Origin of the sequence: Candidatus Hydrogenedens sp. (assembly GCA_035378955.1) — a bacterium.
Classification (GTDB): domain Bacteria; phylum Hydrogenedentota; class Hydrogenedentia; order Hydrogenedentales; family Hydrogenedentaceae; genus Hydrogenedens.
This window is the reverse complement of record DAOSUS010000024.1, coordinates 1-11,705: the sequence shown is the minus strand read 5'-3', so window position 1 is coordinate 11,705 and position 11,705 is coordinate 1. Positions and strand designations below refer to the sequence as shown.

12 protein-coding genes are annotated in these 11,705 nt (G+C 37.2%); 5 read left to right on the top strand and 7 right to left on the bottom strand.

Annotation, left to right across the window (positions count from 1 at the left end; all coding sequences use genetic code 11):
- Positions 1–120: 120 nt before the first annotated feature.
- Both PLA12_06805 and PLA12_06800 read left to right on the top strand, forming a co-directional pair.
- Complete coding sequence (locus PLA12_06805) at positions 121–2,001, top strand: DUF4838 domain-containing protein (protein HOQ32203.1); 1,881 nt, start codon at positions 121–123, stop codon at positions 1,999–2,001.
- On the top strand, positions 2,002–2,259 hold the full coding sequence (locus PLA12_06800) for a hypothetical protein (protein ID HOQ32202.1): 258 nt from the start codon (positions 2,002–2,004) through the stop codon (positions 2,257–2,259).
- 70 nt (positions 2,260–2,329) lie between these two features.
- Here PLA12_06800 and PLA12_06795 read toward each other — a convergent pair whose 3' ends face one another.
- From PLA12_06795 to PLA12_06770, 6 genes are all read right to left on the bottom strand, one after another.
- Positions 2,330–2,725 (bottom strand): YkgJ family cysteine cluster protein, encoded by a 396-nt coding sequence (locus PLA12_06795; GenBank protein ID HOQ32201.1) that lies wholly within the window; start codon positions 2,723–2,725, stop codon positions 2,330–2,332.
- 86 nt (positions 2,726–2,811) lie between these two features.
- Positions 2,812–3,090, bottom strand: a complete 279-nt coding sequence (locus PLA12_06790; GenBank protein ID HOQ32200.1) for a hypothetical protein — start codon at positions 3,088–3,090, stop codon at positions 2,812–2,814.
- A 12-nt stretch (positions 3,091–3,102) separates the two neighbouring features.
- The gene (locus tag PLA12_06785) at positions 3,103–3,594 is read right to left on the bottom strand and encodes a hypothetical protein (GenBank protein ID HOQ32199.1); all 492 of its coding nucleotides are present in this window, start codon (positions 3,592–3,594) and stop codon (positions 3,103–3,105) included.
- A 78-nt stretch (positions 3,595–3,672) separates the two neighbouring features.
- On the bottom strand, positions 3,673–3,840 hold the full coding sequence (locus PLA12_06780; GenBank protein HOQ32198.1) for a hypothetical protein: 168 nt from the start codon (positions 3,838–3,840) through the stop codon (positions 3,673–3,675).
- A 311-nt stretch (positions 3,841–4,151) separates the two neighbouring features.
- Positions 4,152–5,942, bottom strand: coding sequence for a hypothetical protein (locus PLA12_06775; protein HOQ32197.1), 1,791 nt, complete (start codon positions 5,940–5,942; stop codon positions 4,152–4,154).
- Positions 5,932–7,320, bottom strand: a complete 1,389-nt coding sequence (locus tag PLA12_06770) for a hypothetical protein (protein HOQ32196.1) — start codon at positions 7,318–7,320, stop codon at positions 5,932–5,934. The genes PLA12_06775 and PLA12_06770 overlap by 11 nt, the downstream gene beginning before the upstream one ends.
- 238 nt (positions 7,321–7,558) lie before the next feature.
- On the opposite strand from PLA12_06770, the gene PLA12_06765 reads away from it, so the two are divergent.
- Both PLA12_06765 and PLA12_06760 read left to right on the top strand, forming a co-directional pair.
- Complete coding sequence (locus PLA12_06765) at positions 7,559–7,879, top strand: flagellar biosynthesis anti-sigma factor FlgM (protein HOQ32195.1); 321 nt, start codon at positions 7,559–7,561, stop codon at positions 7,877–7,879.
- 141 nt (positions 7,880–8,020) lie between these two features.
- A complete protein-coding gene (locus PLA12_06760) occupies positions 8,021–8,755 on the top strand; it encodes a hypothetical protein (GenBank protein HOQ32194.1) in 735 nt (244 codons plus the stop codon).
- A 45-nt stretch (positions 8,756–8,800) separates the two neighbouring features.
- On the opposite strand, the gene PLA12_06755 is transcribed toward PLA12_06760, so the two are convergent.
- Complete coding sequence (locus PLA12_06755; GenBank protein ID HOQ32193.1) at positions 8,801–9,514, bottom strand: metallophosphoesterase; 714 nt, start codon at positions 9,512–9,514, stop codon at positions 8,801–8,803.
- An 84-nt stretch (positions 9,515–9,598) separates the two neighbouring features.
- Between PLA12_06755 and PLA12_06750 the strand changes: the two genes are divergently transcribed.
- The coding region (locus PLA12_06750) for a VCBS repeat-containing protein (GenBank protein ID HOQ32192.1) at positions 9,599–11,705 on the top strand (2,107 nt) is incomplete at its 3' end.

Below are 11,705 nucleotides of genomic sequence, written 5' to 3'. Positions count from 1 at the left end.
TTTGTTATCTGGTTTTAATATTCCGATTTCAAGGTTTGATTTTTCAGTTCGTGATTTAACAGGATATAGAGGATATATATTTTTAGAAATAACTTATTCTTAAAAGAACGGGATATAGGTATGATGAAGATAAGGTTTTTGGTTACTTTTCTTTTTATAGGCATGTGTTGTATCTGTGTATTTGGCAGTGATAGAGATGGAGGGACAGATTTTGTATTGGTGAAGAAGGGGAAACCTGCTTGTTGTATTGTTGTATCCGAAAATCCGACACCTTCGGCACATCTTGCATCATTGGAGTTGCAATATCATGTTTTGAAGATGACAGGTGTAGAAGTGCCTATTAAGAATGATGCAAAACCTGTATCAGGACGGAAAATACTTATTGGAGATAGCCGTTTTACCCATGATTTAGGTTTTCAAGGTTCAGACCTCGCTTCCCAGGAGTATATTATTGCATTTCGTCCGGATACGCTAATTCTTTTAGGTCGGGATTGGGAAGATACGGAACTCAATCGTCGTGAATTGGGAAGACCTATGAATTGCGGGAATACCCTCGCGGATACGCGCCAGAAGATTGATTATTGGCAAACCGTCGGTATGCCATTGCGTAGTCAGGGCGAAATAGAATTACCGGGCGTATATGACGAGCAAGGAACCTGTTATGCAGTATATCATTTCCTTGAAAAATTCTGTGGTGTTCGTTGGTATGGTCCAAACGAAATAAGTATTATTATTCCTTCACAGCCTACGCTTATAGTAAAAGGCATGGATATTCGCCGTGCGCCTGCATTGAAATATCGAGATGCTTTATGGTCAGGTAATTGGCCCTTTATGCAAAAACAGTGGGGGACAGTATCCCGTGCTGAAATTTTTCTATTCTGGCGCCGATTGCGATTAGGTGGCGAGAAATGGGCAGGTAACCATACATTTCATAAACAAACCATTGAAAAATATTTTACGGACCCAGAATATCAGGCAAAAGGGCCCGGTTCAGGTACTCAACTATGTTATACACATCCAAAACTGATACAAGAAGTGTCGCAAATAGCAGATGATTTTTTTGATGGAACAAAGGATGTGCCTGAAGGCTGGAAAGCCGTAGGAAACTATTTCGCTATTGTTCCCGATGATAATCTGAAATTCTGCCGATGTGAGCGTTGTCAGGAATTGATAAGTTCCGGTCGCAATATGTGGACAGGACAATTTAGCAGTGGTCGCATGAGCAATTATGTTTTCTCCTTTGTAAATGCGGTGGCAAGGGAATTGCAGAAGACACATCCGGATAAATACATTGCTGCCCTTGCCTATTGGGAATATGCTTTGCCTCCCCGTGGTTTTGACATCGAACCCAATGTATCCATAGCCCCGTGTTTACATACCTGTTATTATGCTATCCACAAAGAAATATATGAAAACGATATGAACCTATATCATGAATGGCTAAAAAAGGCAAAGGCACCTGTTTTTTTGTGGAATTATTACCATCACCCGATGGAAGCAGGATTGGGAGGAGGATTTAAATGTTTCCCTAACATCATGGTTCATGAGACGGCAAAAATTATGCGAAAGTTTATCGAGGACGGGATACGAGGTATTTTTATATGTGGAGAGCAAGATATGTTAGAAGGGTATGTTATTGCAAAAATCTGGGACGACCCGACGCAGGATGTAGATGCAATTTTGGATGAGTTCTTTCACCTCTATTTTGGCAATGCGAGTGAGCCTATGAAAAAGTTTTATCTCCAAATTGAGCAAATCGCCTGCAATCGGGAGAACTACCCAAAGCCCTATTACAAGCCTAATGGGATTGATTGGAAGAGTGTAGCATGGACTACTTTGGGGACAGAAGAACGAATGAAAGAATTGGGAGAACTTATCTCACAGGCTCAATCTTTAGCCCAAACAGATGCAGAAAAACAGAGGGTTCAGCAATGGCGTGAAGCACTCTGGGACTGGATGGTCAAAGGGAAGGAAGAATATTTGTTGCAATCGAAAAAGTAGTTGGACAGATGGGACGAATGGGACACATGGGAGAGATGGGACAAGAAAAGGAATGGGGGGATGGGACAGATGGGACAGATGGGACAAGAGAAGGAATGGGGGGATGGGACAGATGGGACAGATGGGACAAGAGAAGGAATGGGCGGATGGGACAAATGGGACAGATGGGATAAGAGAAGGAATGGGCGGATGGGACAGAGGGGAGAGATGGGACAAGAGAAGGAATGGGCGGATGGGGTGGATGTCATTAATATATGAAGAGGCAAAAGATTTTTTTATATACATGTTTTGGTTTTGTTTTTAAATGGTGAGATTTGGATGTAGGTAGTTATGCGGAGAGGGGGAATGGGTTCGGGGAAGAATTACTATCCTCGGGTTTTGTTTTCCATATATCCGGGGTTAGAGGGGGTAATCCATAGGCAAGGCGTGCTTTATCACATTTTATTTCGGGATAGCCGTTTTTATAGGAAGGTTCTATTTCTCTACATACAACAGGTCTTCGATTGTAGATTTTGCAGAGCACATGTTTCCCAATAGTTCCTAATAGTGCTATACAGCGCGGATGAGGTTGATTTGTGCCTTTCATAACGCAACGAAACTGAGTAAGGTCTTCACATAATTCTTCCGGGACACCGTCTGCCTGGAAATCGCCTCGTTCTCTCCAGTAAAAGGAAACCCTATAAAAGGCACAACATGCACCGCAAGTTAAACACGGATTTACCATATTCCCTTTTATACCCTTATTTTCATATTCTCTCTCAATTGTTCTCTTCATGTGTGGATATTTTATAGGAAATCAATCTATGTTGTTTATTTTGTATCTTTTTCCCAGATTTTATCTTTTTCTTTTTGTCGTTCTTCTTCTAATTTTTGAATCTCGTTACTCATCTCTGCCTTTATCATTTCCAATTCTTCATAAGATGAGGCATTATTTAATCGGGATTCAAATGATATTTTGACTTCGGCGATTTTTGAGTCGTATTTACGATTTATCTCTGCAATCTTTTCCTTTTGTTCTGGGGTCAGTTTTTTTACTTCCCCGCTCATCTTGTTTAATCTTTCCATAGCTAATTCATACGCACTTTTCATAATATTCCCTCCTTAAAAAGAGAATTCATCATCAAGTATTGAGGTAATAAATCTTTCTATTGAAATGGGATAATAACGGCTATCGGGTGTAATAAAGATACCGGTAGTAATGTCTTCTTTCCGTTCCAGTTCATCCAGACTGTTGGATAGAGCCGTATCAATATTTTCTTCCAGATGTTTAATTTCCAGAAATTCAGATTTGCACTCTATGGGTCGGTCAGGAAAACCTAAAAAACCGAATATACGCCCTGCAATCTCAACATTGACATTGTCTTCACCGAACAGGTCGCTATATTTCGTTTTGTAGTAAGAGGGTGTTATAACAAATTGGGGAGAGACATGAATTTTTCCGCGAACACATAAAGAACCGTAATGGGATTCTAATGCTTCACCAAGACAAATATAGGGTAACTCATGATAACCTTTAATAATCCCATAACGGGGTTTTTTAATAATTACTGTCTCTGCAAAAATTCGATACATTTCTTCTCGATTTAATGTCATGATACTTCCCAACATATAGGTTTGTGAAAGTGTTTTTTATTGTTTAATATTATAACGCTTGCAGGCTTTGAATTTCTCTTAATCATTACCTTTTTTTACAGGCATACGGCTATAAGATACGATTTCCACAGAACCGTTCCATTGGTTGTGATGATAGAGGACAGAGAGCAAATCTCCTGTATTGATATAAGAACAAAATTCATTTTCCAGAGAAATTTCCTTCTGTATTTTCCGTCCGTTATACAAAGAAAATTCAATAGTAATTTGACAGCCTATTATCTCTGAAGTTGAAGGGTCTTTTTTTTGTTCTCCTATATCCGTTTTGTTAATAACAATTCCTTCTGTATAGGTAAGTTTTTGTTGGGAGTTTTGTTGGTTCAGAAAAAGTCCCGAAAAGAAGAAAAGGGATATGCAAAGGAAAAGTAGGAAAAAGAAAACATTCTTTTTTTATAGAGATGAAGTCCCGTTACCCTATAAAGACCATTCTTTCCTATGTAATCCGATTTTTTATACTTTATACCCATAAATAACTTTTTTATTAGGGTTTATAATTAGGGTTATTTTATATCTTTCAGAAGCATGATATTTCCATTATACTTTACATGTAATTGCCATAGAATATTGTTATCGGGAAAGAATTTTTTCCAATCGGGGAGGTCTGTGTCCGATAAGAACGCCAGAGTTTCCTTATTTAATATTGCAAGTCGGATATAGGTTTGTAGTTCTTTATCCCTTGTTTCCCAGAGCTCTGGAACGGGTTCAAATATCATTTTTGCCAGTTGAATACCTTTTTGTATCCCTATAAGTGTTTGTATAAGTAGGTTGGCCGTTTGCATATCTCGATTGAATGCCTCTGAGAAAGAAGGTGCAGGAAGTAAGTCCCCGGGGATTTTCCAGAGGCAGAGGTTATTTATGCTCCATGTAAGCACATCCCATTTTTCAGTTAGGAAGTCTTTTTTCTCTGTAAAATTCATGTTGTTTGTTAAAGCGTAAATCATAGAGATGAAATAAGCGGACTGTGATACATCCATCCAATAATCGGGACATGCAGGAGTTCCATCGGTATAAGCCCATAAAGGGAAGGTTTGTTTTGCAGAAAGTTTTCGTTCTTTACCTATTCGATACCAGAAAGAAGCAAGTTGTTTGGAGAAATCGAACATGTTCATGTTGTTCATCGATTGAATTAGAGAGAAACAGTTCTGTAATGAAATTCGGTTGCCCCAGATAGGGTCATAAGGGTTGGTTAATATAGCCCCCGTTGTGGGTTCTGTACATAAGGCAATTTGTAACCAGTTATTTGCAAATTCTTCTTTTATATCTTTCTTTGCTGTTTCCCATTTAAGTTTCCAATAAGAGAATAAGTCTTGCTTTGCTTGATTATAATGGGTTGCTTTTATCCATTGATTTAATTCTTCCATTTCGGAATAGTTCTGGGCGAAGACATAGAAAAGGTTGATTTCTTTTGTGTTCTCTGTTGTTTCTATGGGCTGAGTGATTAAAGAGGAACAGTAATCATCCAATATATGTAGAGTTGTTGGGAATTTTTGATTTGTAATATAAGATATGTCATTTTTAAGTAGAGGATAGTTTTGTATATTTGCTCCTTTAATGGGGTTCGTGGAAAAAATTCCAATATATACTCCTTCTTCAAATTTTCGCCAGAATTTTTGCGGGATATTGGAAGTATCCTTTATCTGCTCAAGTTTGTATAAATCAGAATTACCCGATTTATAAGGGCGGAAATATATCAGTGCTTGGGATGTTGTATCCCAGAATACACAAATATCTTTCTGAAAATTTGCCGGATTGTTCAAAAAAGCATTTTCAGGGATGGGTGGAGATTTAGGAGAAATATTTTGATAAGATATGAAATTTTCTACTACATCTTTTTGTGGATTTTTATTGAAATGGAAATGAACACAAATGATATCTCTGGAAGGGTGAACAAATATTTCCTGTTTCCAGGCTAATTCCTTATCTTTTATCGTTCCTTCAAATTCGAGTAAAGGGATTTCTGGTGTTGCATATTTCCCTTTAATATTTAGATTGTTTGGCTCTGTGAGTGTATAAATAGAATTCTGAATTTGTAACATGGATATAGTAGGTTCTATGAAAACTTTTTTATCTTCTTCTTGTAACACGGAACTATAAAACGCTCCCAAATGATTGCTTCCACCAATTCCTTTCCATCTTGCAAAAGAAATATTTCCATCTGATGAAACTCCAACAAGCATATTCCCATTCCCAATCAGGAATTGAGCCTCTCTTCCCGAACTTTCAGGGGATATAGATATATGAATTATTGCAATAATGAGCAAGATATAGGGGTAATATTTTTTACTTATCATTGACAAATCCCCCACGAATTAGAAAATAGTTTTCCTGGTTATTCTCTAAGGGAAGAAGCGACAGTTTAAGAGTTCCCATTTCTTTGAGAAACTGTTTCCATGGAGAATAAAGCCCTGACATGTCTCTTTCATTAATACCGTTTAATAGTTCCTGCTTTGCACACCAGAGGAAGATTTTTTCTATATCCTCGCTAACTTGTGCAATGTTAATATTGAATACGGGATTTGTTTTTAAGTCGCTTTTGTTTTCATGAAGTAAGGTTGTTATTTCGGCCATAAGTGCTTCCTGAGAGCAAATAATCCAACCTTTTTTATAATAGACCATAGAAAGGCAAAGAGCGTTGTTCCATACAGGTGCTATATATCCATCAAACGAATTCCATGGGTGTGAATAGTAAGGCAATTCTAAATTAAGTTCAGAGAAAAGTTGCGTAATATCACTATTTTCATAAGGAAACCAGAAGCCAAAAATAGGTATCGGATTTGAAAACTTATCTGATATTCCATAATAAAAAAACACACTTCTATTAAGTAGTCCTTTATTTATTAATTGTAAATATAATTTTTCAAGATAGGTATCTTTAAAAGATAGTAACCCTATAAAGATGGGTTGCAACAATTTTTGGGGTATTAGTGAAGAAAGGGTATTTTTTAATGAAGTATCTGAAAAAGTATCTATTAAAGGGCAATCCAAAAGGACTGATGAAAGGTTTGAATTAAAAAAGTCCGAAAAAGAAGAAAGACCATCAAGGGGTTTTTTATTAGAAGCGATTTTTCCCTCGATGTAAAAATTATTTTCCGCATGAATAGAAAAGGATGCTTTTAGATTTTTCCCTAATTCTATGTAAGCCGTATTATTGTTTGTATTTGAAGGTATGTTGGAGAAACGGACGACCTGACTTAAAACAGTATCTTTGTTACTAATTAGAAGTTCATTCCCTTTCCAGAGGTAATAGTAATCTCCGCCATAAGTAATATTGTTTGATATTTTCCATGAAGGTAAAAGAAATAGGCGAAATAATTGTCGCGGTTTAATAGATACCAGGTAATCCCCTTGTTCGTTCCAGCTGATAAGTAAAGGTTTTCCAGCCCAGAGATACCAACGAAATAGTGTAGGTCGTATACCCCATTTTTTTCGGAAAGATAGTTCTATGTCATATAAGTAATTGAAAAGATGTTTAGTGGCAGAGACGGTTATTTGTTGCTTCTTTGCAGAACTCCAGAAGGACGGAAAATCAGGAAAATATACAGATAAATTTGTGTCTTGAATTATATAACCACGGAAACCTTGTTCAGGAATTAAAAAAAAGATAAATCCTGTAATACAGAAAGATAGAAAAAAAATGAATATTAAAAATTTTTTACATCTTATTTTCATTCTATCTACTTGCTTATACATGAGAGTTTAATTGAGTTTGAATGTTTGTTATAATAAAGCATATCTTATCATTAAAAGAAAAATTACAATGCATTTTACAGGCATATTTTATATAAGTAATTATATAACAATGGCTTATGTTTTTGTGAAAAATATGGGTTTAAATTAAAGAAAAAGTTTATTTTGCCGATAAAGTATATGTAAGATAAAATATGATATATATTTGGAGGAAAGTTAAATGGTTAGAATACAAAGTGTCGGTGGGATACCAGAGCCGGTCCCGGAAAAACCGACGAAAGTAAAAAGCGACCGCGATAGCAGTATGAAAGATATACGCGGCTACGGAAAGGTAGATACCCCAAAAGAAGATGAGGTGGTTATCAGTTCCGAAGCACAAGCGGCGGCTGAATTATCGCGGTTGATACAAGTCAGTAAAGAACAGGAAGCGGTTCGCCCTGAAAAAGTAGAGGAAGCAAAACAACATTTGGAACGAGGGGACTATAAGAAACCGGAAATTGTTCAAAAAATAGCAGAGAGAATTTTGAAAATATTAAGATAACATCTACTAAACTTGCCATTTCCAACGGCGTATGTTGAAAAACATACGCCGTTTGTTTTTTTAAAGGTTTTACGGAAACAATATGTGTGCAAAAATCGTTTTACATGGTAGAATATAGAAAAGAAAAAAGGAATGTTTGATATGAGATTATTTATTATTTTTATATGTTTTGTTCCCCTTGTCTTTTCAGGTTGTGGAGTAGAATTACTTACAACAACAGCCATTCAAGGTGAATTGCAGGCGCAACAACTGAAAAGTATGCAGAGACAGGTTCAAGGTATTGCTGACCAAACAGGCAAAATAAATTTAGAACGGGCTATTCAAACATTTCAGGCAGAAAAGGGTAGGTATCCATCATCGCTCAATGAATTAGTTCCTCAATACTTGCCTTCGTTACCTTCCCCCTCGGGTGATAGTGCATATAGTTTTGACCCGATTACAGGTCAGATAATCACAGTCCCGTCAAGTATTCCATCTGAAGATATCCGCAAGATGGAACAGGTAAAATATGCCATTGCTCAATATGCACGGGCAACGGGTTACTATCCAGCGACATTGGATAGTCTCTACCCTACCTATTTAAGTTTTGTTCCACGAACAAGTGATGGACAAGCCTTTATCTACAATGCACAAACAGGGGGTGTTTCTCATCCCTTGTTTGCAGGAGCACAAACGCCACAAACAACTACTCCCGCAACACCAGTGGGGTCATATCCTATGAATTCTGTTACAGGAGGGATGGCTGTCCAACAGCAATTAAATACTATGACAAACTCCTCAGGTGCGGTAGGTTCTTATTCTCGCCAGAGTGTACAAAATGTTCAGAATGACTATTCCAATAAGCAAAATAAAGTTATGGATGATTTGGGATTGTAGGCGGAGACAGAATAAATTTTTTCTGATAATGTATTCGTAAGGAATTTATAAAACTAATGTGCGCAGGATATGAAGTTTCATTCCTTTATAAGCGGTTCCTGTATTATGAAATGTAATGCCTTTGTAGCGAAAATTTCTCAGGGGAACATGTGTATGTCCAAAATATACTTCACTAATACCTGCGTCGGTCCCAAGTTCCAATTCATTTAAATACCATAGTAAATTTCGAGCAGTTCTTCGATGTCGAAAATAAATATGAGATATAGCCACATGGGTTCTCATGCTTACTGCTATATCGTAAATTTGATTGACAAAGTAATTTCTTTGCAAGGGTTTGCGTTCCCAGCGGTTTCGATATTTTGTCAACTGGCTATGGTTCATTTTGCGAATGGAGGCGTCGCCATGAAGAAAGACAATTTTTCCTACCCTCAAATAATAGGGATGCCATGAAAAGTTAGGGACATCTTTTTCCAATTGACTTAATAGTTGGCAGAATTCGCAGCGATGGTCATGATTTCCCAGATTGAGATGAATATGACAATGGGGATATTTTTCTGCAAGTGTTTTTAAGAAATCAATAGCTTTCTGGAAAACTTGTTCGTTAGATTTTTCTTCGACCCAGTGGAAATCAAAGGTATCTCCATTAAAAACAAATATATCGGAAGATTGTATGGCTTCATCTACCGCATATAACTTGGCTTCCCAGTTAGAGCGAGAACAAAATATATGTAAATCCGAAACAACGGAAATTCTTTTCATGGATGATATACTTTATAATATATTTTCTGTATTATATTCAGAGAGTTTTCTATGTATAAAAGTATAACTGATAAAAGGTGTTTTATGCATAAAATCTTTTTTTTGCAACATTATTTCTGGTTGCTTTTCACGGTTCTTCCTTTCTTTATTGGATGCGATGGAACGGAAAATCCTGACCCGAATGTTTCCGTTCGTTTTTTCCATTCAATTTATCAATATCCTACCGGGGGTATCAGTCATTTTTTAACCTACGGGGATTTTAATCAAGATGGAGCACCCGATATTGCGGTTACCAATTATAATACGGATAAAGTAGCCGTTTTGTTACGCAATTCTGAGAAGGGAAATTTCCGTTTGCATGTAGATTATGCTGTGGGAAAAGGTCCGGGGATGGTAAAAGCGGAGGACATAGATGGTGATGGATATGGGGATTTAGGAGTGGTAAATCAAAACGAGGATACGATTTCCCTTCTTTATGGGAAGGGAGATGGAACTTTTGAGCCGTCGCAAGCAATTGCTTTAAAAGCAGGGGCAAAGCCGTTGGCTCTGGTGTTTTCGGATATTAATAGAGATGGACTTGCTGATATTCTTGTGGCGGCATCAGGAACAGGGGAGATTGGTTATCTTCTAAATGCGGGAAACAGGACTTGGAGTGAGTGCCAATATATTCCATGCGGTAGTAGTCCTCGATGGCTATTATCTATTGACTTAGATAAAAATGGAGAAGTGGATTTGGTCGTTTCTAATCGGGATTCTAATAATATTTCTGTATTATTAAGTCAGACCAATAGTCCTTTTTCAACAAAGTTAGATTATGCCGTTGGTACTTATCCCCGAGGTATAGAAACGATGGATATTAACGCAGATACTTATCCAGATTTAATCGTTGCAAATGCAGGGAGTGGAAATTACTCCTTATTCATCAATGATACCCATGGAGGTTTTACCTTAACAAATACTTTACAATCACAGGCATTTCCGATGAAGATTTTAATAGAAGACCTGAATGAAGATGGGTATTTAGATATACTTGGATTGTTATACGGGGAATTGACATTAAGCACGGGGGAACTTGCTAACGGACCTTTTGCAGCTGCAGAGATTTTTTATGGTTCACAAGGAGGAAATTTTACATATCAAAAAATGATAAATTTAGGTGTTGGTGCTATTGATATAGATAAAGTAGATTTGAATGCAGATACTAAAAAAGATTTGATATTTACTCTTTCGGGATTAAATCGTGTAGGTGTAATCTATGGAGATGGAAAGGCGTTTAGCAGGATGGAAACGCGGCCTCTATTGGATGGAGATATAGGGACAATGACTTTTGGCGATTATAATGGGGATTCTGTAAATGAAATTATTATCTGTTCCAATCGAAGTGCCTATTTTAAGGTTTTTCAGGTTAACACAGACCTTTCTTTAACAGAGAAAGGGAAATGGGATGTTTCGGGTGTTATTCAGTCTATTGTATCTACTCCGATTGATAATAACAATAATTCCGTAGACCTTGTTTTTTGTGAAAGAGAGGTAATGGGTGTAACCGTTTATTTGAATAATGGTCAAGGGGTTTTTCAAAAAAAAGGAACTTATTCTATTAAAGATCCTACCTTTTCTCATCTTCCCTATCCATCATCAGTCGCTGTAGGTGATGTGAATAATGATGGGAACAAGGATATTGTTACAGCTAATCCGGGGGCAGATACGGTCTCGGTTCTTTTAGGAGATGGCACAGGTGCTTTTGGTTCCGCTAAAGAAACAATTGTAGGCGATTACCCAATGGCGGTGAAGTTAGCTGATGTAAACCATGATGGTAAGTTAGATTTGTTATTTGTAAGTAGTAAAGACCCGAATGATGCCGATGACCAATCTCCATCCCGTTTTGTATGCTGGTTTGGCCATGGAGATGGAACATTTGATAAAAGCACACAAAAGAGGTATGCAACTAACGGAAATCCGAGGGGGTTATTAATGGTGGATTTAGACCGTGATGGAGATTTGGAGGCGGTTACCATTCATCCTACGGGGCAAACCGTTGTTGTTTTTGGAGCAAAGCCCGATGGAAGTTTTGTAAGCACAGGTTCCATTAAGATAGGTAAAAATCCCAAATCCGTGTTTTCATGGGACATTGATAATAACGGGTTTCCAGACTTAATATCTATTAATGGAGATAGTACTATCTCGGTGGTAT